The organism is Rhizobium sp. rho-13.1, assembly GCF_007000305.1.
Taxonomy (GTDB): Bacteria; Pseudomonadota; Alphaproteobacteria; order Rhizobiales; family Rhizobiaceae; genus Rhizobium; species Rhizobium rhododendri.
This window is the reverse complement of sequence record NZ_SCFL01000002.1, coordinates 336,075-360,909: the sequence shown is the minus strand read 5'-3', so window position 1 is coordinate 360,909 and position 24,835 is coordinate 336,075. Positions and strand designations below refer to the sequence as shown.

24 protein-coding genes and 2 tRNA genes are annotated in these 24,835 nt (G+C 60.7%); 17 read left to right on the top strand and 9 right to left on the bottom strand.

Going from position 1 to position 24,835, the window contains the following annotated elements:
• The first annotated feature begins 19 nt into the window (after window positions 1-19).
• From EQW76_RS08210 to EQW76_RS08195, 4 genes are all read left to right on the top strand, one after another.
• Window positions 20-415 carry a VOC family protein gene (locus EQW76_RS08210; protein ID WP_142823924.1) on the top strand — a complete coding sequence of 132 codons (396 nt, stop codon included), beginning with the start codon at window positions 20-22 and terminating at the stop codon, window positions 413-415.
• 193 nt (window positions 416-608) lie between these two features.
• Window positions 609-2,303, top strand: coding sequence for a long-chain-fatty-acid--CoA ligase (locus EQW76_RS08205; protein WP_142823923.1), 1,695 nt, complete (start codon window positions 609-611; stop codon window positions 2,301-2,303).
• Window positions 2,304-2,553: 250 nt separating this feature from the next.
• Window positions 2,554-4,182, top strand: a complete 1,629-nt coding sequence (gene pgi / locus EQW76_RS08200; protein WP_142823922.1) for a glucose-6-phosphate isomerase — start codon at window positions 2,554-2,556, stop codon at window positions 4,180-4,182.
• A complete protein-coding gene (locus tag EQW76_RS08195; RefSeq protein WP_142823921.1) occupies window positions 4,179-4,571 on the top strand; it encodes a VOC family protein in 393 nt (130 codons plus the stop codon). The genes pgi and EQW76_RS08195 overlap by 4 nt, the downstream gene beginning before the upstream one ends.
• Window positions 4,572-4,580: 9 nt before the next feature.
• Here the strand turns inward: EQW76_RS08195 and EQW76_RS08190 are convergent, their stop codons facing one another.
• Both EQW76_RS08190 and EQW76_RS08185 read right to left on the bottom strand, forming a co-directional pair.
• On the bottom strand, window positions 4,581-5,012 hold the full coding sequence (locus EQW76_RS08190) for an RbsD/FucU domain-containing protein (protein WP_111216568.1): 432 nt from the start codon (window positions 5,010-5,012) through the stop codon (window positions 4,581-4,583).
• Complete coding sequence (locus EQW76_RS08185) at window positions 4,996-6,243, bottom strand: ROK family transcriptional regulator (protein ID WP_142823920.1); 1,248 nt, start codon at window positions 6,241-6,243, stop codon at window positions 4,996-4,998. Before EQW76_RS08185 ends, EQW76_RS08190 begins: the two co-directional genes overlap by 17 nt.
• A 232-nt stretch (window positions 6,244-6,475) precedes the next feature.
• Between EQW76_RS08185 and EQW76_RS08180 the strand changes: the two genes are divergently transcribed.
• The 6 genes from EQW76_RS08180 (at window position 6,476) to EQW76_RS08155 (ending at window position 12,594) form a co-directional block, all read left to right on the top strand.
• The gene (locus EQW76_RS08180) at window positions 6,476-7,501 is read left to right on the top strand and encodes a sugar ABC transporter substrate-binding protein (RefSeq protein WP_142823919.1); all 1,026 of its coding nucleotides are present in this window, start codon (window positions 6,476-6,478) and stop codon (window positions 7,499-7,501) included.
• A gap of 143 nt (window positions 7,502-7,644) precedes the next feature.
• Window positions 7,645-8,709 (top strand): ABC transporter permease, encoded by a 1,065-nt coding sequence (locus tag EQW76_RS08175; RefSeq protein ID WP_142823918.1) that lies wholly within the window; start codon window positions 7,645-7,647, stop codon window positions 8,707-8,709.
• A gap of 1 nt (window position 8,710) precedes the next feature.
• Window positions 8,711-9,493 (top strand): ATP-binding cassette domain-containing protein, encoded by a 783-nt coding sequence (locus EQW76_RS08170; protein ID WP_142823917.1) that lies wholly within the window; start codon window positions 8,711-8,713, stop codon window positions 9,491-9,493.
• Entirely contained in the window at window positions 9,490-10,116 is a 627-nt protein-coding gene (locus EQW76_RS08165; RefSeq protein WP_142823916.1) for a nucleoside triphosphate hydrolase, read from the top strand. The genes EQW76_RS08170 and EQW76_RS08165 overlap by 4 nt, the downstream gene beginning before the upstream one ends.
• A 97-nt stretch (window positions 10,117-10,213) precedes the next feature.
• Complete coding sequence (gene pyrC / locus EQW76_RS08160) at window positions 10,214-11,254, top strand: dihydroorotase (RefSeq protein ID WP_142823915.1); 1,041 nt, start codon at window positions 10,214-10,216, stop codon at window positions 11,252-11,254.
• Window positions 11,255-11,397: 143 nt separating this feature from the next.
• The gene (locus EQW76_RS08155) at window positions 11,398-12,594 is read left to right on the top strand and encodes a GGDEF domain-containing protein (protein WP_142823914.1); all 1,197 of its coding nucleotides are present in this window, start codon (window positions 11,398-11,400) and stop codon (window positions 12,592-12,594) included.
• On the opposite strand, the gene EQW76_RS08150 is transcribed toward EQW76_RS08155, so the two are convergent.
• Complete coding sequence (locus EQW76_RS08150) at window positions 12,584-13,486, bottom strand: GGDEF domain-containing protein (protein WP_142823913.1); 903 nt, start codon at window positions 13,484-13,486, stop codon at window positions 12,584-12,586. The two genes, EQW76_RS08155 and EQW76_RS08150, sit on opposite strands and share 11 nt — an antisense overlap.
• A 357-nt stretch (window positions 13,487-13,843) precedes the next feature.
• On the opposite strand from EQW76_RS08150, the gene EQW76_RS08145 reads away from it, so the two are divergent.
• Together EQW76_RS08145 and EQW76_RS08140 are read left to right on the top strand one after the other, a co-directional pair.
• The gene (locus EQW76_RS08145) at window positions 13,844-14,542 is read left to right on the top strand and encodes an orotate phosphoribosyltransferase (protein WP_142824442.1); all 699 of its coding nucleotides are present in this window, start codon (window positions 13,844-13,846) and stop codon (window positions 14,540-14,542) included.
• A 78-nt stretch (window positions 14,543-14,620) separates the two neighbouring features.
• The gene (locus tag EQW76_RS08140) at window positions 14,621-15,547 is read left to right on the top strand and encodes a carbohydrate kinase (protein ID WP_142823912.1); all 927 of its coding nucleotides are present in this window, start codon (window positions 14,621-14,623) and stop codon (window positions 15,545-15,547) included.
• Window positions 15,548-15,607: 60 nt separating this feature from the next.
• On the opposite strand, the gene EQW76_RS08135 is transcribed toward EQW76_RS08140, so the two are convergent.
• The 3 genes from EQW76_RS08135 to EQW76_RS08125 are packed head-to-tail and all read right to left on the bottom strand — an operon-like array spanning window position 15,608 to window position 18,643.
• Window positions 15,608-16,657 (bottom strand): 4-hydroxyproline epimerase, encoded by a 1,050-nt coding sequence (locus tag EQW76_RS08135; RefSeq protein ID WP_142823911.1) that lies wholly within the window; start codon window positions 16,655-16,657, stop codon window positions 15,608-15,610.
• Between the two features lie 14 nt (window positions 16,658-16,671).
• Window positions 16,672-17,382 carry an SDR family oxidoreductase gene (locus EQW76_RS08130; RefSeq protein WP_142823910.1) on the bottom strand — a complete coding sequence of 237 codons (711 nt, stop codon included), beginning with the start codon at window positions 17,380-17,382 and terminating at the stop codon, window positions 16,672-16,674.
• A gap of 10 nt (window positions 17,383-17,392) precedes the next feature.
• The gene (locus EQW76_RS08125; protein WP_142823909.1) at window positions 17,393-18,643 is read right to left on the bottom strand and encodes an FAD-binding oxidoreductase; all 1,251 of its coding nucleotides are present in this window, start codon (window positions 18,641-18,643) and stop codon (window positions 17,393-17,395) included.
• Between the two features lie 389 nt (window positions 18,644-19,032).
• Between EQW76_RS08125 and EQW76_RS28955 the strand changes: the two genes are divergently transcribed.
• Window positions 19,033-19,130: transfer RNA gene (locus EQW76_RS28955), tRNA-OTHER, on the top strand.
• A gap of 549 nt (window positions 19,131-19,679) precedes the next feature.
• Here the strand turns inward: EQW76_RS28955 and EQW76_RS08115 are convergent.
• On the bottom strand, window positions 19,680-20,558 hold the full coding sequence (locus EQW76_RS08115) for an aldo/keto reductase (protein ID WP_142823907.1): 879 nt from the start codon (window positions 20,556-20,558) through the stop codon (window positions 19,680-19,682).
• 386 nt (window positions 20,559-20,944) lie between these two features.
• Between EQW76_RS08115 and EQW76_RS08110 the strand changes: the two genes are divergently transcribed.
• From EQW76_RS08110 to EQW76_RS08095, 4 genes are all read left to right on the top strand, one after another.
• Window positions 20,945-21,859 (top strand): DnaJ C-terminal domain-containing protein, encoded by a 915-nt coding sequence (locus EQW76_RS08110; RefSeq protein WP_142823906.1) that lies wholly within the window; start codon window positions 20,945-20,947, stop codon window positions 21,857-21,859.
• 3 nt (window positions 21,860-21,862) lie between these two features.
• Window positions 21,863-22,195: a chaperone modulator CbpM gene (locus tag EQW76_RS08105; protein ID WP_142823905.1), complete on the top strand. Its 333-nt coding sequence runs from the start codon at window positions 21,863-21,865 to the stop codon at window positions 22,193-22,195.
• Window positions 22,196-22,407: 212 nt separating this feature from the next.
• Complete coding sequence (locus EQW76_RS08100; protein ID WP_142823904.1) at window positions 22,408-23,121, top strand: hypothetical protein; 714 nt, start codon at window positions 22,408-22,410, stop codon at window positions 23,119-23,121.
• Between the two features lie 307 nt (window positions 23,122-23,428).
• Window positions 23,429-23,947: a DUF992 domain-containing protein gene (locus EQW76_RS08095; RefSeq protein WP_142823903.1), complete on the top strand. Its 519-nt coding sequence runs from the start codon at window positions 23,429-23,431 to the stop codon at window positions 23,945-23,947.
• A gap of 78 nt (window positions 23,948-24,025) precedes the next feature.
• Here EQW76_RS08095 and EQW76_RS08090 read toward each other — a convergent pair whose 3' ends face one another.
• Window positions 24,026-24,421 (bottom strand): hypothetical protein, encoded by a 396-nt coding sequence (locus tag EQW76_RS08090; RefSeq protein ID WP_142823902.1) that lies wholly within the window; start codon window positions 24,419-24,421, stop codon window positions 24,026-24,028.
• A 228-nt stretch (window positions 24,422-24,649) separates the two neighbouring features.
• A tRNA-Arg gene (locus EQW76_RS08085) sits at window positions 24,650-24,726 on the bottom strand.
• Between the last annotated feature and the right edge of the window lie 109 nt (window positions 24,727-24,835).

The following is a 24,835-nucleotide window of genomic DNA, read 5'->3' as shown; positions in this document are numbered from 1 at the left end:
CACATCAAAGGAGACCGCCATGGCGAAAATGATTCATTCGATGATCCGCGTGCTCGACGAGGCGCGGTCGGTCGAGTTCTACGAAAAAGCATTCGGCCTCGAAGTGGCCGATCGCATCGCCTTCGAGACATTCACGCTGGTCTATCTCAGCAATCGCGAGACCGGCTTCGAGCTGGAGCTGACAATCAACCTCCAGCGCGTCGAGCCCTATGCCATCGGCGAGGCCTACGGTCACCTGGCGGTGTCGGTCGACGACATCAAGGAGGAGCATGCACGTTTCACGGCACTTGGTCTCAATCCCGGCAAGATCACCGAGCTCAACCGCGACGGAACCTTGCTCGCGCTGTTTTTCTTCGTGACCGATCCAGACGGCTACAAGATCGAGGTGCTGCAGCGTCATGGCCGGTATCAGTAAAATGAAGTGCCCCTCAGCCGACCGATCCGGTCTGCTGTCGTTTCACGGCCAATGCGACGGCAGCGATTGACCCCCGGCGTGCAGTCGGCCTAGTTTCATGCGAGACATGCGTCGGCGTGGTGGCCAGCGGGAGGCTTCCACCACAACCACCGGCGAAATCACTGCAGCGGTTGGGCTGCGGGAGGAGAGTGGCATGAGCGAGGCGCCCACCTACACCGGACCGGCACAGGATCGGATCTGGCTTTCGTCCTACCCTGATTGCGTGCCGGCAGACCTGCCGCCACTTGAGCATCAGTCGCTGAGCGAACTTTTCGAGGATAGCTGCGCCCGCTACGCCACCCGTCCGGCCTTTACCAGCATGGGACGGGCCATGACCTATGGCGAGATGGAGCAGCAGACACGCAAGATCGCCGCCTGGCTTCAGAGCCGTGGGTTTGTCAAAGGCGACCGCGTCGCCGTGATGATGCCGAACGTGCTGCAGAACCCGGTCGCGACGTTCGGCATCCTGCGGGCAGGGCTTATCGTCGTCAACGTCAACCCACTCTACACACCTCGAGAACTCGAGCATCAGCTGCGCGACTGCGGCGCCAAGGCCATTTTTGTGCTGGAGAATTTCGCCCACACTGTGGAGCAAGTGCTCGATCGCACCGCGCTTCGCCATGTGGTCGTCAGCTCATTCGGAGAGATGATCGGCCTCAAGGGCCACATCGTCAATTTCATCGTCCGACATGTCAAGAAGCTGGTGCCGTCCTGGTCCATCCCGTCTCACATAGCGTTTTCGAAGGTGTTGGCCGAAGGCGAAGGTCTGAAGCTGGAACGGGTGGCACTGACGCAAGGCGACACCGCGTTCCTGCAATATACTGGCGGGACGACTGGCACTGCAAAGGCGGCGACGCTCACCCACGCCAATCTACTCGCCAACCAGCTCCAGCTGCAGCTGTGGCTGAACTCGGCGTATATTTCCAAGCCACGGCCGGAGATCCTGACCTTCGTCTGCGCCCTGCCCCTCTACCATATCTTCGCGCTGACGGTGAATTGCCTGATGGGCGTATCACTTGGCGCACACAACGTGCTGATCGCCAATCCAAGGGACATCCCGGGCTTCATCAAGGAACTGGGCAAGCATCGCGTCGACATCTTCCCGGCGTTGAACACGCTCCTGAATGCGCTGATGAACAATCCGGATTTCGGCAAGCTGGACCTTTCACAGGTGAGCACGCTTGCCGGCGGCATGGCCGTGCAGCGGCCGATCGCGGAGCGCTGGCATACGCTGACCGGCGCCTGGATCACCGAAGGCTACGGCCTCTCCGAGACCTCTCCGGTGGCCAGCGCCAACCGTTTCGACAGCACCGAATTTTCCGGCACCATAGGCCTGCCGCTGTCGTCGACCGATATCGATATTCGCGACGACGAGGGCCATTCGCTGCCGCTCGGCACCGTCGGCGAAATCTGCATCCGCGGACCGCAGGTGATGGCCGGCTACTGGATGCAGCCGGAAGAGACTGCGCGGGCTATGACGCCGGACGGCTATTTTCGCTCCGGCGACATGGGCTTCATGGATACTCGCGGCTATACCAAGATCGTCGATCGCAAGAAGGACATGATCCTCGTTTCGGGCTTTAACGTCTATCCCAACGAGATCGAGGAAGTCGCCGCGATGCATGCAGGGATCGTCGAGGCGGCTGCGGTCGGCGTAGCAGACGAGCATTCCGGCGAGGCCGTCAAGCTCTTCGTGGTCCGCCGCGATCCCGCACTCACCGAGGCTGACATCAAGGCCCACTGCGCCCGGTACCTCACCAACTACAAACGCCCACGCTTCATCGAATTCCGCAACGAACTGCCGAAATCGAATGTCGGCAAGATCTTGCGGAAGGAATTGCGTGGGTAGAAATACTTCAATTGAAAGCAACCAGAAAGAGTGATTGTAGCACCCTGTTTCAAGGCAGAAGCAGTAGGGGCCGCGACCAGCCGGCCCATCGGTGAGGATGGGCCGCACCGACTTTGGCAAGAGCCTTGCTTTTGAAACGGAGGTGCGGCACCTCTCCGCTTTTTTACGAATAGTTTGTGACCCAACTTGATTTAGGCATCACAAAGCGAATAGTTTCCGCGACCTTCTCCGAACCCCTAAGGAGCTTCCCATGCAAGCGATCGTCGAACAATTGAAGAGCACGGCTGCGGCCACCAATGCCACCGACATTCGCGCGGCATTCGCCGCCGATAGCGGCCGTTTCTCCCGCTACACCGCTTCGCTGGACGACCTGCTGATGGATTACTCCAAGACGGCGGTCAATGACGAGATCATGGCGCTGCTGCTGAAGCTTGCCACCGAGGGCGGGGTCGAGAAAAAGCGCGACGAGATGTTTTCCGGCGCCCCTATCAATTTCACCGAGGGGCGCGCTGTGCTCCATACCGCACTCCGCAACCGCTCGAACACGCCGGTGATGGTCGATGGCAAGGACGTCATGCCTGATGTCAACGGCGTGCTGGCAGCGATGGGCAAGTTTGCCGATGGTATCCGCTCCGGCACCATCAAGGGCGCCACGGGCAAGGCGATCACCGACGTCATAAACATCGGTATTGGCGGCTCAGATCTCGGCCCGGTTATGGCAACGCTGGCACTGGCGCCTTTCCACGATGGCCCGAAGTCGCATTTCGTCTCCAATATCGACAGCGCCCATATCGCCGATATCCTGAAACTGGTGCAGCCGGAAACCACCCTGTTCATCGTCGCCTCGAAGACGTTCACGACCATCGAGACGATGACCAATGCGCAGACGGCGCGCGACTTCATTTCCAAGGCACTAGGCGAAGCGGCCGTGCAACATCATTTCTGCGCCGTCTCGACAGCGCTCGACAAGGTCGCGACCTTCGGCATCGACAGCGCCCGCGTCTTCGGCTTCTGGGACTGGGTTGGCGGACGCTACTCGATCTGGTCGGCCATCGGCCTGCCGCTGATGATTGCCGTCGGTCCTGAAAATTTCGGCAAGTTCCTGGATGGCGCGCATGCGATGGACAACCATTTCCGCACGGCACCGATCGAGAAGAACCTGCCGGTGCTGCTGGGCCTCATCGGCTACTACGACCGCAACGTCCTCGGCTATGCGACGCGCGCCATCCTGCCCTATGACCAGCGCCTGTCGCGTTTTCCGGCCTACTTGCAGCAGCTTGACATGGAATCGAACGGCAAGGGCGTCACCATCGACGGCACCCCGGTCGAGGGCAATTCCGGCCCGGTCGTCTGGGGAGAGCCTGGGACCAACGGCCAGCACGCTTTCTACCAGCTGATTCATCAGGGCACGAGCGTCATCCCGGCGGAGTTCATGATTGCCGCCAACTCCTTTGAGCCTGAACTGCGCCACCAGCACCAGCTGCTGATCGCCAACGTTCTTGCCCAGTCGGAAGCGCTGATGAAGGGCCGTACGTTCGAGGAAGCCAAGAAGCAGCTGACCGACAAAGGCATGGAGGACAAGAAGGCCGACTTCATCGCGCCGCACCGCGTCTTTACCGGCAATCGTCCGTCGATCACCTTCGTCTACGACCAGCTGACGCCGTTTGCGCTCGGCCGCCTGATTGCCCTCTACGAACACCGCGTCTTCGTCGAAGGCGTGCTGTTCCGCATCAACTCCTTCGACCAGTGGGGCGTCGAACTCGGCAAGGAACTGGCGACCGGCCTGCTACCTGTCGTCGAAGGCAAGGAAAGTGCCGAGGGCCACGATTCCTCGACCATCGGTCTCGTCGCCGCGCTGAAAGCTCGCGCCAAGTCATGACCGTCCCTGTCCTGCGTGTCGCAAGACCGACGGACGACATCGCCCGGCTCCGCCCCTTCTACGAGGCGGGGCTGGGATTTGAGGTTCTCGTTGCCTTCGAGGGTCACAACGGCTTTGACGGGCTGGTCCTAGGTCACCCGCACTGGCCCTATCACCTGGAATTCACCCATCACCGCGGCCACACTGTCGGCCGGGCTCCGACGCAGGATAACCTGCTGGTGTTGTACCTGCCGGATGAGGCGGAGTGGCGGGCTGCCGTGGACCGCATAGAAGCCGCAGGATGCGCGACGGTCACGTCGTACAACGACTATTGGGACGTACAGGGAAAGACATTCGAGGATCCGGACGGCTACCGCGTCGTTCTGCAACAGGCCGCCTGGAGCCGATAAAGAGATTTCTTAAGCCGGGTAAATAACACCCTTGCGCAGGATGATATTGCCGTAGAGCCGAGGTTCGCTTGTCTGGATAAGGGCGTGGGCGCCTTTGACGCGAGCGTAGAAATCGGCGGGCAGCAATGGCACGACCTTGATGTCCGGCACGTGCCGGGCGCAGCATTCGACCATCTCCCGGTGGACTGGATCGAGGGTGTCGCGGTCCTGCTTGACGGTGGCGCGGAAGATGGCTTCGTCGACGAATTCGTCTATCGGCAGGACGCTCAGAACAGCATTCAGCACGGCAATCACGCCATGACCATCGAGGCGGATGAGGCGGCGCGCGTCGGTCAGGCCGGGATAATTCCCGTCCACCAGCGCGATTTCGTCGCCATGTCCCATGGCCCTGAGGGCGAAGAGAAGTTCCGGGCTCAGCAGCGGGTCAATGTGCTTCAGCATTGTCAATTTCCTTGAAGAGAATGTTCTGGTCTATGAGATAGCGGGCAAAGATCGGCAGACTGGCGCCACCGATGGCGCGTGCCTGGGTGCCGACCGACCCCTCGACGATTTCGGGCATCACGACGCCCTGCAAGTCGAGTTCGGCAGCAGCCTTGATGGTGGCCTGGACAACGCGCTGGCGGACCCAATCGGGGAACCCGCCGTCGATCACCGCAGCACTGAAATCGATGATCGATGCCGCGGCGACGATGGCCTGCGCCAGGGCTGCGGCCGTATCCTGGATCCAGATCTCGAGCGGCGGCCCGAAATCGATCCAGTCGTTGGCGGAATACCACAGCGGCTGCGGATCGATGCCATGCTCGCGCAGGAGATTTTCGAGCACGAAGATCGAAGCAATCTTCAGCAGCTGGCGCGTCTCACCGTGGCGATCGCGCACGGGCAGCGGTCCGATGGCGCCGGCTGTGCCGGTACGACCGACGAAGATCGACGAATTGAGGACGATGCCGCCGCCGATGAACGAGCCGATGAACATGTAGACGAAATCCGGATAGCGGGCGCCGGCGCCGAAAACCAGTTCCGCTCCACAGGCACTGGTGGCATCGTTCTGCAGATAGACCGGATGCGATACGCGCGCGCCGACCTCGATCTGCAGGTCGAAGCCGCGCCAGACCTCCATCGCACCATCGGGAGCCCCGACTTCTTCGGCCCAGCTCCAGAGTTCAAAGGGTGCGGCTATGCCGATCCCGGCAATATTGCCGCGTTCTTTGGCACTCATCTCGCCTTCGATCTGGCGAATACCGCGCGTGACGAACTCGATTATCTCGTGCGGCAACGGATAGGCGTAGGTCTGGTGGAGTTGCTTGCGGATGTTTCCGACGAAATCCATCAACACGAGATCGGCACTGCGCCGGCCGATCTTGACGCCGAAGGAGAGGACGGCATCGGCGTTGAGACGCATCGGCGTCGAGGGCTGGCCGACACGGCCGCGTACCGGCTCGTCACGCAAGAGCAAGCCTTCCTTTTCCAGCACCCGCATGATCACCGATACGGTCTGGGCCGACAAACCTGTCCGCCGGGCGATGTCGGCCTTCGAAAGTGCTCCGTGGCGGCGCACAAGCGACAGCACCAGCCGCTCATTGTAGGCGCGGACGCGAACCTGATTGGCTCCGCCGCTGGCTTCCAGATTGTATGACGACGGCAATGTGCTTGCCGGATCTTCCACGGATGACATCGGCCGACTCCTCCCGTAATGGCCATGCCTCATTTTTCAGCATCATGCCACAGTCGATTAATAATTCAATTGGATTTATTTATTGACAGGGCGCGACCTTTCCGCTTTAAATCGCCGATATGGAGGCGCGGCACGGCTTTGGAGGAAGCGTGCAGATCAAATTTAAAGCATTTGCCGCAACTGCATCCCGGACCCTGTTTGGGCCGGCCTGTTCACATCCTGGGAGGATCGCATGAAGAAATCCGTTATCACTGCAGCGCTCGCCGGACTTGCTCTTGGCGTCGTCTTCGCCATGCCGGCAAATGCCGCCGACACGACTGTCTGCCTCATCACCAAGACCGACACCAATCCGTTCTTCGTCAAGATGAAGGAAGGCGCCACGGCCAAGGCCAAGGAACTCGGCGTTACCCTGAAGGCTTATGCCGGCAAGATCGACGGCGACAGCGAAAGCCAGGTTGCGGCCATCGAGAGCTGCATTGCCAGCGGCGCAAAGGGCATCCTGATCACTGCATCGGACACCAAGGGCATCGTTTCCTCGGTCAAGAAGGCTCGCGACGCCGGGCTCGTTGTCATCGCGCTCGACACTCCGCTTGAGCCAGCCGATGCTGCCGACGCAACCTTTGCCACCGACAACCTGCTTGCCGGCAAGCTCGTCGGCGAATGGGCCAAGGGCACCATGGGCGACAAGGCCAAGACCGCAAAGGTCGGCTTCCTCGACCTGACGCCATCGCAGCCTTCCGTCGACGTCCTGCGCGACCAGGGCTTCATGATTGGCTTCGGCATCGATCCCAAGGACCCGAACAAGATCGGCGACGAAACCGATCCGCGCATCGTCGGTCACGACGTGACCAACGGCAATGAAGAAGGCGGCCGCAAAGCCATGGAAAACCTTCTCCAGAAGGATCCAGGGATCAACGTCATCCACACGATCAACGAGCCTGCTGCAGTCGGCGCCTACCAGGCACTGAAGGCTGTCGGCATGGAAAAAGACGTGCTGATCGTCTCCGTCGACGGCGGTTGCCCGGGCGTCAAGTCCGTCAAGGAAGGCGTCATCGGAGCGACATCGCAGCAGTACCCGCTGATGATGGCAGCCATGGGCGTCGAAGCCATCAAGAAGTTCGCCGACACGGGCGAAAAGCCGAAGCCGACACCTGGCAAGGCATTCTTCGACACTGGCGTCTCGCTCGTCACGGACAAGCCGGTTAACGGCGTACCGTCGATCGACGTCAAGGAAGGCACTGCGAAGTGCTGGGGCTGATATTCGTCTGACATCTTCATCCGGCCGGGGTCAGCCCCGGCCGGAATTTCGTAACTAGCCAACGAACGTTCGCCGCCTGCCGGCATCACGCCCGGAGACATTGGTGAGGCTTTCTGCGCCGTTTGGCGCGCAGAGGAGGAAATATGACCGGAGCACAGGAATTCGAACGTGTTCTCGACGACAGCGACAAGAATGTCGTCTCCTTCGAGAATGAAAAACTTTCCCTTTTGAAGCGCGCCCAGCACTTTTTGCATTCGACGCCTGCGGCCGTGCCGCTGATCGTTCTCGTGCTTGCCATCGTGGTTTTCGGACTGGCGATCGGCGGACGGTTCTTTTCGTCCTACACTCTGACGCTCATCCTGCAGCAGATTGCCATCGTCGGCATTCTCGGTGCCGCCCAGACGCTGGTGATCCTGACGGCGGGTATCGACCTGTCGATCGGCGTCATCATGGTCATCTCTTCAGTCATCATGGGTAATTTTGCCATTACCTATGGCTTGCCAACACCGATTGCGGTTGTGGCAGGCATGTTTGCCGGCGGCGTCTGCGGACTGCTCAACGGCCTCCTCGTCGCCTACATGAAGCTTCCGCCGTTTATCGTGACGCTCGGCACATGGAACATCGTGATGGCGACGAATTTCATCTATTCGGCCAACGAGACCATTCGCGACACGGATGTCCAGGACAAGGCGCCCCTGCTGCATCTCTTTGCCGTCAGCTTCAAGCTCGGCAGCGCGGTCCTGACGCTCGGCGTTGTTGCCATGGTGCTGCTGGTTATCCTGCTCTGGTATGTGCTGAACCACACGGCCTGGGGCCGCCATGTCTATGCGGTCGGCGATGATCCCGAGGCTGCGAAGCTTGCCGGCATCCAGACCAAGAAAGTTCTCCTCACAGTCTACGCAATCTCCGGCGTCATCGCAGGGCTTGCAGCATGGGTGTCGATCGGCCGCAATGGTTCGGTTTCCCCGTCTTCGGCCGTCACCGACTTCAACCTACAGGCCATCACGGCAACCGTTATCGGCGGTATCTCGCTGTTCGGCGGCCGTGGTTCCATCCTCGGAACGCTGTTTGGCGCAATGATCGTCGGCGTCGTATCGATGGGCCTCAACATGCTCGGCGCCGATCCGCAATGGAAAGTTCTGCTCACCGGCGTTCTCATCATCGCCGCTGTCGCCATCGATCAGTGGATCAGAAAGGTTTCGGTGTAACATGGCCGCTCAACCCATTCTCACCGCCCGTGGCCTCGTCAAGCGCTACGGCCGCGTAACCGCCCTCGACCATGCCGACTTCGACCTTTATCCGGGCGAGATCCTGGCGGTCATCGGCGATAACGGCGCCGGCAAGTCGTCGCTCATCAAGGCCATTTCCGGAGCTACTATCGTCGACGAAGGCGAGATCAAGCTGGAAGGCCGTGTGGTTCAGTTCAAGTCGCCGCTCGAGGCCCGCGAAGCCGGCATCGAGACGGTCTACCAGAACCTGGCTCTTTCGCCGGCGCTTTCGATCGCAGACAACATGTTCCTCGGTCGCGAGATCCGCAAGCCTGGCATTCTCGGCAGCGTGTTTCGCATGCTTGACCGGCCGGCCATGGAGACCAAGGCCCGCGACAAGCTTTCGGAACTCGGGCTCATGACGATCCAGAATATCAACCAGACCGTCGAAACCCTCTCCGGCGGCCAGCGCCAGGGCGTGGCCGTGGCGCGCGCTGCAGCTTTTGGATCAAAGGTCATCATCCTCGATGAACCGACGGCAGCGCTCGGCGTCAAGGAAAGTCGTCGCGTTCTCGAACTGATCCTCGACGTGCGGTCACGCGGCATTCCGATCGTTCTGATCTCCCACAACATGCCGCATGTCTTCGAAGTGGCCGATCGCATCCACATCCATAGGCTTGGCAAGCGCCTGACGGTCATCAACCCGAAGGACTACTCGATGTCCGACGCCGTTGCCTTCATGACAGGCGCCAAGGGCGTGCCCGCCGAGACCGTCGCTGCATGAGCCCGACTGTCGAGGACATGGCCGGCCAGATCATCGACAGGGCTGGATCGGTCAAGCGGTTCATGGTGGCGATTGCCGGTCCTCCCGGGGCCGGCAAATCGACGCTGGCCGATAACCTGGCCGATGCACTCAAAGCACGCGGCGAAAGCGCCGAAGTGCTGCCGATGGACGGTTTCCACATGGACAACGCCATCCTGATCGCCCGGGGCCAGCTTGCCCGCAAAGGCACGCCGGAAACTTTCGACGTGCGCGCCTTCCTCGACATCGTCAAGGCCGTACGGCCTGGCGACCAGGAAGTTCTCGTGCCGGTCTTCGACCGGTCGCGCGAACTGGCGATCGCCTCCGCCCGCGTTGTCTCGCCCGATCATCGCTTCATCATCGTCGAGGGCAACTATCTCCTGTTCAGCCAGGGAAAATGGGCTGAACTGGAGGGCATGTTCGATTTTTCGATCCTGATGGCGCCGCCGATGGAAGTGCTGGAGGAGCGCCTCTGGGCGCGCTGGCGCGGCTACAAGCTGAGCGAAGAGGAAGCCCACGCGAAGGTCTACGACAACGACCTGCCGAACGGCCGGCTGATCCTCGGCAACAGGCGCCCGGCAGACGTGACGCTGGAAATCGCCTGATACCTACTTGGCAGCACCTTGACGAAGACAGTTGTCATCGGCGGTGCATGAATGTTATCCCGGCGCGACGCCATAAGCCCGCCTCCGGGAGACATCGATGCAAAAGCTTACCATCCGCCGCCCCGACGACTGGCATCTGCACCTTCGCGACGGTGCAATGATGGAGGGCGTGATCGGAGACAGCAGCCGCCACTTCGCCCGCGCCATCATCATGCCCAATCTCGTACCGCCAGTGGTGACCACTGCCGATGCAATAGCCTACCGGGAACGGATCATGGCGGCGTTGCCGGAGGGCGACAGCTTCCAGCCACTGATGACGCTTTATCTCACCGAACACACCAGCCCCGACGATGTCGAGGAGGGCAAGAACAGCGGCCTGATCACTGCCGTAAAACTTTACCCGGCGGGCGCCACGACAAACTCGCATGGTGGAGTGCGCGATTTCAACAAGGCGATGCCGGTGCTGGAGCGTATGGCGAAGATTGGCCTGCCACTCTGCGTCCACGGTGAGGTAACGGCTGCCGACGTCGATATATTCGATCGTGAGGCGGTGTTCATCGAGACAGTTCTCGATCCGCTGCGCCAGCGCCTGCCCGAACTGAAGGTGACGATGGAGCATGTCACCACCTCCGACGGGATCGACTATATCAAGTCGGCAACCGCCAACCTGGCCGGGACGATCACCACCCACCACCTGATCATCAACCGCAACGCCATCCTCGTCGGCGGTATCCGGCCGCACTATTATTGTCTGCCGGTCGCCAAGCGCGAGAGCCATCGGCTGGCTTTGCGGGCGGCAGCGACAAGCGGCGACCATCGGTTTTTCCTTGGTACCGACTCCGCGCCCCATGTCGACCCGCTCAAGGAATGTGCCTGCGGCTGCGCCGGCATCTACACCTCGATCAACACGATGAGCTGCCTTGCGCATGTCTTCGAACAGGAAGGCGCACTCGACAAGCTGGAGGCCTTCGTGTCGCTGAACGGACCGGCATGGTATGGACTGCAGCCGAATACGGAGACGATGACGCTGGTCCGCCGGGTCGAATCGATTGCGTTTCCGGAGAAAATAGAGACGGGAGCGGGTCCAGTGACAGTTTTCGACCCGATGTTCCCGCTGCATTGGGCCGTCGAACCTTAGGCAGCTATAATGTCCGTCATTGGACATGCCTTCATGCGACAAAACCAGGCTTTTTGCGCATGATGGTAACCGATTGGATACCTATGTCAGAATAGTCTCGCGCTGATACCATGCATCGCGGAATGAACCCGTAGAGAGACGGCATGATGCTCGACTATAATTCTCTTCTGATCGCGCTGGGTGCATCGACGTTTTGCCTTGCGGTGACGTTGCTGGGTAGCTGGCTCAACCGCCGACCTGAAACATTCCTCCTAACCTGCGCCATTGGGTTGCTGTTGGTCGTCGCAGCGATCTGCTGTTACAGCTTCTATGTAGCTCATCCGACGATGAGCCTCGCGATCGTCTCCTTCACCATCGCTCTCTCCGGTTTCTCCGTCATCTGGGCGGCAGGCTACCAGTTCAGGAAGGATCGCCTGTCTCCCGTCAGGATCGTCGCCGGTACTGTCCTGGGGCTGGCCATAAGCGTGCCGCCGATGTTGCTCGGTTATGACGGGCTGGCCTTCATCGTCTACAATCTCGTCATCGCTGCGATGCTGTCAGCCACAGCTTATGAATATTGGCTCGGCCGCGCCGAGGCGCCCGCTCCGATCTACGGTATCACGACTCTCTACCTCCTGACCGCGTTCACCTTCGTGCTCTGCTCCGCCGTCCTCATCTCCGACGGCAAGATGGTGATTGGCAAGGCGCCTCAAAACTGGGCGGAAAACCTCAGCATCGCGGTTGCCATCGCTGCCATGACGGGAATCGGCGCCCTGTCGCTGGCCCTCCATCAGTGGCGCCAGGCGACCCGTCACCGGTCGGATGCCATGACGGACCAGCTGACGGGTCTGATGAACCGCAGGGCGCTGTTCGATCGTTGCGGAAACAGGAGCTTTTCGACTGTGATGGCCGCTGTTATCTTCGACATCGATCGGTTCAAGGCGGTCAATGACGAATTTGGCCATGCGGCAGGAGATGCCGTTCTCAAATTGTTCGCCGAAGAACTCGTCACCAATCTCAGGGCCTACGACGTCGTGGCCCGTCTCGGCGGCGAGGAATTCACGCTGGTGCTCGACAATGTCATGCCCGGCCGGGCCGAACAGATCGCCGACCGCATACGCGAGTGTTTTGCGGCACGCTCCTTTTCCTTCGAAGGCAAGACCGTCAAATGTACCGTCAGTGCCGGCATCGCCTTCGGCTCAAACGAGGGAGCCGATTTCGAAGGCGTCCTCCAGGCTGCCGACCGGGCGCTTTATGCCGCGAAACGTAACGGCCGAAACCGCGTGGAGACCGCTGAGTATCTTCATGTCGTCACGAGCGAGACGGAAAATCCACCGGAAACTGAATCCGCTACTGCCTGACTGCGACTTCCGCGACAGGCCTGGCGGTATCCCAGTGAACGGCATTACGTCCGCCGTTCTTAGCCGCATACAATTTGCGGTCGGCTGCCATCATCATCGTTTTCAGTGTCTCGGTGGTCGGATCGCCGCAGTAGACGCCGAAGCTAGCGGTAATCCGCCCGGCGGGCACGGGGCCGACCGCCCGGGTTGCCAGCTCCCTTCGCAAACGTTCGGCAATGGCAATCGCCTGCGCGGTGTCGGTGCGCGGCAAAAGGATGCAGAACTCTTCGCCGCCGATACGCGCTGCGATATCGTAAGGCCGCATGTTGTGCTGGATGATCGCGCCGGTCACGGTCAGCACCTGGTCGCCCACCTCGTGCCCATGCTCGTCGTTGATGGTCTTGAAGTGATCGAGATCGAAGACAATGACGCAAACCGGCTCATTTTCGCGTTCTGCGCGCTGGAGTTCCGAAGTGCCGATATCGCGCAGCCAGCGGCGGTTGCCGAGGCCGGTCAGCACATCGGTCGTCGCCTGGCGGCGTAGTTGGGATAGAGTCGCATGCAGTTCTGCAATCAGCGTCGACACCGCGTTGACGACGACGCCGATTTCATCGCGGCGCTGGCTGCGGATCGTCGATACCGCACCGGTTTCCCGGTAGGCCTGCACGGTTTTGGTCACAGCCTCCAGCGGCCGCAGCAACAGCCACACCGAGAGAAAACAGAGCCCCGTGCCCAGTAACGTCGCCAGCAGTGCAGTGGCGAGGATCGGCATCGCTGCCGCTTCATAGCCCGTCAGCAGATAGGCGATCAGCGCCAGCAGCGGCAGATGCGTCGCCAGGAAGCAGATCGAGAAGATCTTCAGCGTAAGCGACGAACCAAATTTCTTCAGTGCCGCAGATCGTGGCAGGCGCATTCCGGTCTCCTTGCATGCCCCATTTGGCGGGTGGAAACTAAGGGTAATTTAGAAACCTCAATCCTAAGCAAATACCAACCATTTTAATGAATTTTTCAACCGCAACCCACAATGGCAAGGAAACGACCAGGATATATATCTTATTAGTTATTACTTAATAACAAACTTCGCTGTGGATGAGGCGAAGCTGTCCATATGGCGCCGCATCACGGCTTGAACAGGTCTGAGCCTCCCCTGGTGGCCTCATTTTTAACAGGCGCTCCGCGTAATTTAAGCCCGTAAACGTGGTCGCCTTCTGGAAACCGCCGCGCCTTGCTGCTATGCCGCAGGCAACGTTCAAAGCCTGAGGAGAGCCGCATCATGCAGACGACATTTCCCGACCGCGCCGTGATGGCTGAACTTCTGGCAAAGATGCTCTGGGAAATCAAGGCTGTGCATTTCAACGCCGAGACGCCCTACAAATTTGCCTCGGGCATGGCCAGCCCCGTCTATATCGATTGCCGCAAACTGCTTTCCTATCCACGCGTCCGCTCGACGGTCATGGACTTTGCTGCCAGCGTGCTGTTGCGCGATGCCGGGTTCGAGCAGTTCGACTGCATCGCCGGCGGCGAGACGGCCGGGATCCCCTTTGCAGCGCTGCTCGCCGACCGCCTCGGCCTGCCGATGATCTATGTCCGCAAGAAGCCCAAGGGCCATGGCCGCAACGCCCAGATAGAGGGCGACATGCCGGCCGGCGCGCGCGTGCTGGTTATCGAGGACCTGACAACGGCCGGCGGCAGCATGTTCACGTTCATCGACGCGATCCGCGCTGCCGGCGGCATCGTCGACCACGCGATTGCTCTTTTTTACTACGGCATTTTTGACGAAGGGGCGTTGCGGTTTGCCGACGGCAAGGTGCACTTCCATCATATCGCCACGTGGCGCAACGTGCTTGCCGTCGCCAAGGCGCAGAAGCTTTTCGACGAGAAGACGCTGTCCGCCGTCGAGGCGTTTCTCGATGCACCGCTCGCCTGGTCGGGCGCGCACGGCGGCATCACCCAGCTTTCGGCGACGTGACGCTTTGCATTTCTTCGAAATCGCTCTAACCGTTTTTGACAGTGTACAAGATAGAGACACGCTCTCTGGGAGGCCGGAATGATATTGTGCTGCGGCGAAGCTTTGATCGACATGCTGCCCCGGGAAACGACGCTGGGTGAAAAGGCCTTTGCGCCCTATGCCGGCGGTGCGATCTTCAACACCGCTATCGCGCTCGGTCGCCTCGGCGTCGAGACTGCCTTCTTCACCGGCCTTGCCGACGATATGCTGGGCGAAATCCTGATCGAGACGCTGAAGGCGAGCAACGTCGATTCCAGCCCCTGCGCCATCGTTTCGCGGCCCAGCACCATCGCCTTCGTGAAGCTGGTCAACGGCCAGGCGACCTATGCCTTCTACGACGAAGGCACCGCCGGCCGGATGATCACCGAAGCCGATCTGCCGGACCTCGGCGACAGCTGCGAGGCGCTGCATTTCGGCGCCATCAGCCTCATCCCCAGCCCCTGCGGCGAGACCTACGAGGCATTGATGGCGCGCGAGCAGGCCCGCCGCGTCATCTCGCTCGATCCGAACATCCGGCCGGGCTTCATCAAGGACAAGCCGGCCCATATGGCGCGCATCAAGCGCATGGCGGCGATGTCGGACATCCTGAAATTCTCGGACGAGGATCTGGAATGGTTCGGCATGTCCGGCGACCATGACCAACTGGCCTCCCATTGGCTCGACCACGGCGCCAGGCTGGTTGTCATCACCAAGGGGGCGGAGGGCGCGACGGGATACACCAAGTCGCAGAAGGTCTCTGTGCCGAGCGAACGCGTCACTGTGGTCGATACAGTCGGCGCCGGCGACACATTCGACGCCGGCATCCTCGCATCGCTGAAGATGAACAATCTGCTGACGAAGGCGCAGGTCGCCTCGCTCGACGAGAAGGCGTTGCGCGATGCCCTCGGGCTCGGTGCCAAGGCTGCGGCCGTCACGGTGTCGCGCGCCGGCGCCAATCCGCCATGGGCCCGGGAAATCGGGCTTTAGAAGGCTAGATACCTTCATCGGCCCTTGGGGCACCTCCTCCCCGAGGGGAGAAGGGGAAGGTTATTTACCTGCGCCGATCTCGCCGGCGGAGGGGCCCCAGACGTCCGTCAGCGCGAAACCGGCTGCGAGAGGATCGAAGGGGTCCAGCGACACCTGCGACAGGCCGAAGGTGAAGCCTCGGCCGGTGATTGTCGGAATGATGGCGGGCTTGCCGGCTACCTCCGTGACGGCGGAGAGGCCTACTTCGAATTCCGACCCGATGATCGAGCGCGACTTGAAGACGTCGCCGACCTTCGCCTTGCCGCGCGCGTACAGCGTCGCGAGATTGGCGGAGTTGCCGGTACCGCAGGGCGAGCGGTCGACCCGGCCGGGCCACATCGTGGTGCAAGTGCGGATGGCACCGTCGGCATCGATATCGCGGAACATCACGTAGGCAACGCCCGAGATCGCCGGGATTTCCGGATGGACGATGGCCATCGTACGGTTGATACGATCGCGCAGGACCATGCCAGCTTTCACCAGCTCGGCCGCCTTCGACGTCTCGATGGTGAGGCCTACCTGTCCGACATCGACCAGGGCGTAGAAAATGCCGCCATAGCAGATGTCGACGCTGATCGCGCCCCATTCCGGCGTGTCGAGCAGCACGTCGAGTTCGTGGACGAAAGATGGCACCATGGTCAGCCGCACTTTCTCGCAGCGGCCATCGCGGCAGGTGGCAACCGCCCGAACGAGGCCTGCGGCGGTGTCGAGCGTGACTGTGGTTTCCGGCTCATGCATCTCGACGATACCGGATTCCAGCAGCGCCGTGGTGACGCAGATCGAGTTCGAGCCGGAGCTCGCATGGGCCTGGTCGGGCTGCAGGATGATGAAGCCGGCATCTGCATCCGGGTGCTTTGCCGGCAGCAGCAGGTTGACGGAGCCGATCGGCGCGCCGCGCGGTTCGAGCACCAGGAAGCGCCGGAGCTCTTCGCCTTTCGGATCGGTGTTCATCCAGTGCAATTGCTCGGCTATCGTATTGCCGGGGATCTTCGGCACGCCGCCGATCGCGACCCGGCCGATCTCACCCTCGCAATGAACATCCAGCAGCTGGATCGTCCGCTTCCATCTCATATCATCTTCTCCAATCAGACGTGCCGGGTGACGCCGCCGTCGACGCGGATATTCTGGCCGGTGATGTAGCCGGCACCGTCGGACAGCAGGAAGGCTGCGGTCTTGGCAACCTCCTGCATCTGGCCAATGCGCTTCATCGGGATCTTCTCGGCCGTCTCAGGCTTGTGGGCGAGGCTATCGATGTAGCCCGGCAACAGGCAATTCATGCGGATATTGTCCGCGGCGTAGCGATCGGCATAGAGCTTCGTGAAGGCACCGGCGGCTGCACGGTACGCGCAGGAGACCGGGAATACCAGCGAGGGCTCGTATGCGGCGAAGGTGGTGATGTTGACGAAGGCACCCTTGCCCTGGCGCAGCATCACCGGGGTGACCAACCGCGCCATGCGCACGACGCTGAGCACCATCATGTCGGAGCCGAGCGTCCAGTTTTCGTCGGAAATGTCGAGCAGATCGCCCTTCGGCGGATGGCCGGTATGGTTGACCACCGCATCGATGCGACCATAGGTCTTCATGGTCAGGTCGAAGATTGCCTGGATGTCTTCCGCCTTTTCCGCCACGCCGCGCGAGGCGACTCCGCCGAGTTCGGCAGCCAGCTTCTCGCAGCTTTCGGAGGGCGACATCAGCGCGACACGATAGCCGGTGGCCACCAGTTCGCGGGCGATCGCCTCGCCCATGCCCCGGCCGCCGCCGGTAATGAGAGCGACTGGCTTTTGGGTATCGGACATCGGCTTTCTCCTAATAACGGTTGATGCGGAACGGCGTCATATCGATCGACGGTTTCATGCCACCGATCATATCCGCCATCAGGCGGGCTGTCGTGGCGGAATAGGTGAGACCGAGATGACCGTGACCGGTTGCATACCAGACGCCCGGTAGTCGGGAGGACGCGGAAATGATGGGGATGGTATCCGGCAACGAGGGGCGATGGCCCATCCAGTCGGTGGCCTCCTCTACCTTGAGGCCGGGCAGCGCCCTCTGGGCATGGCGGACGAGGACGCGGGGACGGCGATAATCCGGCGGCGCATCGAGGCCTGCAAGCTCGACGTTGCCGCCGACGCGGATGCCGCCGGCGGTCGGCGTCACCATGAAGGCGCGGGCCGGCCAGATGATCGAGTGGCGCATGGAAATGCCGGGGGCCATGATCTGCGTGTGATAACCCCGTTCGGTCTCGAGCGGGATAGGCTCGCCCAAAGCCTTGGCGATCACCCGCGTCGGCACGCCGGCAGCAACCACCGCATCGTCGGCATCGAGCCTGCGGCCATCGGCGAGCATGACTGTGACACCGCCGCCCGCCCGGCGCTCCATCATGGTGGCTTCGCCAGAGACGAAGCCTGTACCGGCCGCTTTCGCAGCATCGACCAGCTTCAGAACCAGATGATAGGGATTGCGGATGGACTTGTTGTTCGGCAGCAGCACCGCCTTGGCAATGTGGGTAGAGAGGGCCGGTTCGAGAGCGCGGAGGTCGGCACCGCTGACGACCGAATGCTCGAAACCATTGCGTTGCATCATCTCCAGATGGCCGCGATCGCCCGCAAATTCAGCCTCGGTTTCGTAGATGGCAAGGCATCCGTCCTCGGTCATCAATTCGGGTGCGCCTATTGCATCCAGCATGGCGCGAAAATCGGCAAGTGCAGGAGCCGACAGGGCCATCCCGGCATCCTCGATCTGACGCAGACGCGATGGACGGCCGGCGGCGAGGAAACGCAGGAACCACGGCAATATCTTTGGCGCATAGGAAGGCCGTAGCCAGACGGGCCCTTCCGGATCGAGCAACCACCCCGGCATCTTGCGCCATGTCGAGGGGCCGGAGCCGGCGGCAAAATCGAGCGCGATGCTGGCCATGTTGCCAAACGACGTGCCCCTGCCAGGCTCGCCCTTGTCGACAAGCGTCACCCGGTGGCCACGTCGTTGCAGTTCGAAAGAGATGGCAGCGCCGACAATGCCGGCGCCGATGACGATGGTGGTTTTCCGGGTGTCTTCCGTCATGGGCCTGCATATCCGAACACGGCTGCGCTGCGCAGCAAATCAATCGCAGAGATATATCAGGCGCTGCCCTGGTGCCTATAGATTTTTGAAAGACTGGACCTCTCCATCACAGACGTCCGATGGAGCGAATGGCCGGTAGAAACGATGGCTTTGTCGGGAGATGGTGAAACCAAATTGGCGGCTGCGACGTAGATGGCTTTGTATCAACCGACCAGAGGTCAAAGATGAAGCCGTTGCTCCCTGCACTCCTTGCGCTCGCAGCGCTCCTTCCAGTCTCCGCCCGGGCCGAAGCTATGACGGACAACGATATCCGCAGCGATATCATTGGCCGCACGATCTATCTCGCAGCCCCGCTCGGTGGCGAAATGCCCCTTACCTACCACAAGTCCGGAACCGTCGACGGCAATGGCGAGGCGGTCGGCCTTGGCAAGTTCATCAAGCCGAACGACGTCGGGAAATGGTGGATCAAATCCGACCGGCTCTGCCAGCAATTCAAGACCTGGTACGACGGCGCGCCGATGTGCTTCGTGCTCGAACGGGACGGCGCCGGCAAGGTCAAATGGACGCGCGACAACGGCCAGACAGGCGTGGCGCGTATTGGAGACTGATATTGGCTGAGCTGGAAACTTAAAGAGCCCGACGCGGGAGGAGGATGCGTCGGGCTCTTAATAGAGATCGGCAACTGGGAGGAGGAGTGCTGCCGATCGAAGAAGGAAGCGCCGGGAGGAGGAGTGCGCTGCCTTCGAAACAATAGATACAGTCACTGCCCGCTTTTTAAAATGACTGACATTGCATTGCAGCAATGCGCTTGATGCATGAGTAAGTCAGGCTTATTGAGCCAGCGCCTGCATTAGAGCATGCCTCTGCGACAATTCGCCTAATTAGCAGCCGAGAAAGTGAGCGTTTGGGATATTGACAGAGCGACGGGCAAATGCTCGCGCGACCGTAAGTCCATGGGTTTCGTGAGATAATGCCGAAAGTGACGGCGTTGCTTTTGTCACTTTCGGCTGTTGTCACTTTCGGCTGCCGCTCTGGCTCAGGCGGCCTTGAAGACCTTCCTGCCTTCCGCGTCGAGGGCCTTGAACTCATCCTCGGACAGGGTGAAGTTGACCGCCGCCACGTTCTCTTCCAGATGCTTGACCTTTGACGTCCCGGGGATCGGCAGCATCACGGGACTGCGCTTCAACACCCAGTCAAGCGCGATCTGGCTCGGGGCTGCGTTGTGGCGCTTGGCGATGGTATCCAGCAGCGAACCGGGCTTGGCGAGATCGCCGGCGGCGAGCGGGTACCAGGGAATGAAGCCGATTCCGTGCTTCTCGCAGTAATCGAGCACGTCTTCGCTGGTGCGGTCGACGAGGTTATAGCGGTTCTGCACCGTCGATACCTTGAAGACCTTCGAGGCGGCTTCGATCTCGGCCACGGACACCTCGCTCAGGCCGGCGTGGCGGATGATCTTGTCGTCCAGCAACGACTTGATGGCATCGAACTGTTCCTTCGCCGGAACCTTTGGATCGATGCGGTGCAATTGCCAGAGGTCGATCTGTTCGACGCCGAGATTACGCAGGCTCTTGTGGGCTTGCTGGATGAGATATTCGGGGCGACCGACGGGTATCCAGACCTCAGGACCGGTGCGCGTCAGACCGCCCTTGGTGGCGATCACCATATTTCCGTAGGGGTGCAATGCCTCCTTGATCAGCTGCTCCGAGACATCAGGGCCGTAGGAATCGGCGGTATCGATGAAGTTGACGCCAAGCTCGGGCAGTCGCTTGAGGGTGCGGATGCTCTCCTCGCGATCGGCGGGGTCGCCCCAGATTCCCTTGCCTGTGATGCGCATGGCGCCGAAACCAAGACGGTTGACGGTGAGATCGCCGCCAATCTTGAAGGTCCCGGACTTGGATGCATTCAATTCGGTCATGATCGTCTCTTTCTCAATCTATCTTTCGGAAATTCTTCGAGGCCGGAGGCATTTTCTGCGCAAGGCCATTCGCTGCCCGGCGTAGAGGGAGATGGGTAGGCGGGACGAAGATACAACAAGCGACGCCGAAACGGCTGGTTCTGGCCCTCCGCGATCGTCGTCACTGACCGCTCCCCGGATGCAGTACCGTCGTCCCCTGCCGGACCGGCAGCGATGGTGTGAATTGGCCGGGGGCTTCTATGCCAAGCCGCTGGTCTTCTGCGGAAAAAAGGCTTCCAATGGTGTGAACGGCGGCATCAATGCCTATCTGTGATTCGATAGACCCGGGAAGCGCGCCGACGAGGTAGTTTCTGCCGGGCTAAATTCTTTACGAGACGGAGAAATCCATGAGTGGTGATCCCTACCAGCTTCTCGGCGTCAAGCGGGACGCGGCGCAGAAGGACATCCAGAGCGCCTACCGCAAGCTCGCCAAGAAGCTTCATCCGGACCTCAATCCGGGAAACAAGCAGGCAGAAGAAAAATTCAAGGAGGTTTCGGCCGCCTATGCGATCCTCGGCGACGAGGAACAGCGGGCGCGCTTCGATCGCGGAGAAATCGATGCCGGCGGCAGCGAAAAAGCTCAGCAGCGCCAGTATTACCGCGACTATGCCTCGAACGAAGGACGCGGCGGGCCTTACCAGAACAGCGGCGGTTTTGCCGACTTTGGCGGTGCTGACGATATATTCTCCAGTTTCTTTTCGCGCCGTGGGCAGGGAGCCCAGCAAATGAAGGGCCAGGATAGACGCTTTTCGATGGAGGTCGACTTTCTCGACGCCGTCAACGGCACCAAGACGCAAGTCAAATTGCCGAACGGCCCGTCGCTCGACGTGCAGATCCCGCCGGGCACTGCCGATGGCCAGACACTGCGACTGCGCGGCAAGGGCGATCCGGGCTTGAACGGCGCTCCGGCCGGCGACGCGATGATCGACATCAAGGTCCGGCCGCATAAATTTTATGTGCGGGACGGAGATGACATCCGCTTCGACATGCCGATCAGCCTGCGTGAGGCGGTGCTGGGCGGCAAGGTGCGAGTACCCACGCCATCGGGCGCGGTCGCCATCACGCTCGCCCCGAACTCGAACACGGGCAAAGTGATGCGCCTGAAAGGAAAAGGCGTTCCCAAGCGTGGCGGCGAACATGGCGACGCCTATGTCACATTAAAGATCGTGCTGCCCGAGACACCGGATGCCGAACTGACGGCCTTCGTGAAAGACTGGGCAGCCGGGGAGAAACACGAACCCAGAGCCAGCATGGGAGGCTGAACCATGGACGATCGTGAATTCCGCCAGTCGCTGCATATCGAAGTCTCGGTTCTTGACGTCTGGATCGAGCAGGGATGGCTTGTGCCCGATGCCACCGAAGGGGGAAGAGCGTTCCGCGAAGCCGATGTCGCGCGCGGCAGGCTGATACTCGACCTAATCGAGACGATGGGGCTCAACGAGGCCGGTGTCGATGTGGTGATGGAACTCGTCGATCAGGTGCACGGCCTGCGCGGCACGCTTCGCGATCTGGTCGATGGCATCAAGGCCCAAGGCGACGAGGTGCAACAGCGCCTCATCGCCGAGATCGAGCAGCGGAGAGATTTTCACAACAGCTGAGCTGAGGCTCGTCAACCTGCGCCGATTGACGGGCAAGCTCCGGGCAAGCCCTTTCGCCTAGCCTTGGGACAGTCGCGCTGCCGGCGCTGCGAGGGTTGTCCGGGGGTGCCACGCAGTGGCCCTTTCACAACGACCTCCTCGCAAGCGGCAGCGTTCACACGCCAGGCCGAGCACGCAAACGGGCGGGTTGGCATCGCCCAGGAAGGCCCCAGATGGTTACCGCCCTCTCCTCCACGCGACTGATCGCCGCCCAACTGGCCCTCAAGGTTTTGACCTCCGGAGATACCAGCAGCGACAGCAGCGGCAGCGGCACGTCCGACAGTTCGCTGCTCGACGGATCGAGCGTCGGAAAAAATGTCTCGAGCCTGCCGTCATCGGCTCAGGCATCGCTTGCCAGCATGCTCAACAGCCTCTCGAACAGCCAGTCCGACGAAACTGCGACGACATCCTCGACAGATAACTCGGACACGGCGAGCACCGACATCACCACGACCTCGTTCATGGCGCTGCTGAAGCAGAACCTTACCGCGACCGCAGCCGGCACCAGCGACGGCGCGAAACAGGCGAAAGCGATGCTCGACGCGCTCAGCGGCGGCACCCTCACCGTTTCCGATCCGACGCAGGGAGTATCAATCGCTGCCTGGGATCCGACATCGAAAACCAACAGCAGCGCTGACACGACCGCGACAGCTGACACCGCCAAAACCATCCCGACCAGCGACTGGAACGACTATCTGAAGGCGCATCTGCAGCGCAACGGCGACGGCACACTCAGTCGCGCCGCCGACAACAGCTTCATCGACAAAACCACCGGCAACGCCGCCTATTTCGGCCAGGTCGGCACGCAGTTCTACTATCTGAGCTGGACAGGCGCCAACATCACTTCCAGCACAGGTACTCCCGCGACAGACGCTGCTACCGCCTGACGGCCGCTCTTTCCACACGCATGCCAGATGCAAACCCGGCGGCACATCAAATTCCAGGGCGTCGCTTGCTTGGCACAATTGCTGGCGGCAATATTTCGAAGCGGCAACGCGCCCGCCTTCGAAATGTCCTAATGAAGGATGAACGCTGATCCTGGGCTCATGGGATCCGTTAATCAATTTTTGGCGAACACACCGGCTTCATCGTTCTGATCGGGAACCTGCTCGCGGCTCATCCGTTAGCAATCGCGATATTCATTAAAGACTATCCGGCGTTTGGCGCCGATACGACGATAAACAGGAGAGAAAAATGAAAAAGACAATTGCAATGGCGCTGGCCGCCGCATCGCTGACCTTCGCCGTTGCTCCGGCTGTGTCTGCTGCCGACATGGTCACCAACTACGAAGACCAGGACAACAGCAACGGCGTCAAGATCGGCTACCTGACCTGCGATATCGCTGGCGGCGTTGGCTACGTCCTCGGCTCGGCCAAGAGCGTCGATTGCACCTACACATCTGCAAACGGTAGCGGCCGCGTCGATCACTACACCGGCGCCATCCGCAAGTTCGGTGTCGACCTCGGCTTCACAACACGCAGCCGTCTGGTCTGGGCTGTTTTCGCACCGACCGCAGGCTATCACCACGGCGCACTTGCCGGCCTCTACCAGGGTGCCACTGCTGAAGCTACCGTCGGTGCCGGTGTCGGTGCTAACATGCTGTTCGGCGGCACAACGGGTGCAATCCACCTCCAGACCATCAGCGTAACCGGCCAGCTCGGCCTCAACATCGCTGCCACCGGCACATCGATGACGCTCGCATCCGCCAGCTAAGTCCTCAATACCGAAAAACGCCCGTTCTGCCGCCGCAGCACGGGCGTTTTTTTATGGTCGCCGTTGCGATCGTTGGCGCTATCTGCGTGTCCAGGTCTCCATATTGACCTTTTTAGCGCCACCATAAGTCCAGACGCCCTGCCACGTTCCGTCGGGCTGTTCGAAATACATGGCGATGCCAAAATTGTTCTTCGATGCGTATCCGACCGAGATTGCCGTGTCGTCTGACGATGCCGGCCCCATCTCAAAGCGGTCGCCGGTAAACTTCGCACCGATCCCCGTTCCGACAAATTTTTCGCCGGCAATGGTCCATTGCACATCGTAGGTACCGCCGGTGCGGCTGACTTTTACGGTCCCTGAATAAGCGCTCCCATCGCCGCTTCCGGTCACGTCGAACGTTCCGGTGGGGTCGGCGAGCGCCAGTGCAGGCAGAGCAAGCAATATGCAGGAAGTCATAAGCGTACGAAAAAGCATCTCGTCCTCCGGGATCACAGTGGCATTTACAGCCCTGAGAGTAGCTCAACCGGAGCTCGCTTTCGCGATGGTTCTATAGAGAGAGCCGGTTCATTTTCGGCTGTGTCGCGTGCGTGGAGATGCGCAGGAGTTCGACACAAACGACAGAGTTTCAGGAGCCTGGCGATCAAATATCGATCTTACGCGGCTTCTGTCACGACACTTGCATACACAAACATTAGGAGAAAATGGCGCACCCGGAGCGATTCGAACGCCCGACCCCCAGATTCGTAGTCTGGTGCTCTATCCAGCTGAGCTACGGGTGCGGAAGCAAGTGGCTGAGCCGCTTGCGTGGCGATCCTCTAAAACGTCCGCAGAGTGAAAGCAAGCGGATTTCTTGAAAATCTGCTGTTTTTCGGTTGGCGACTGTGGAAA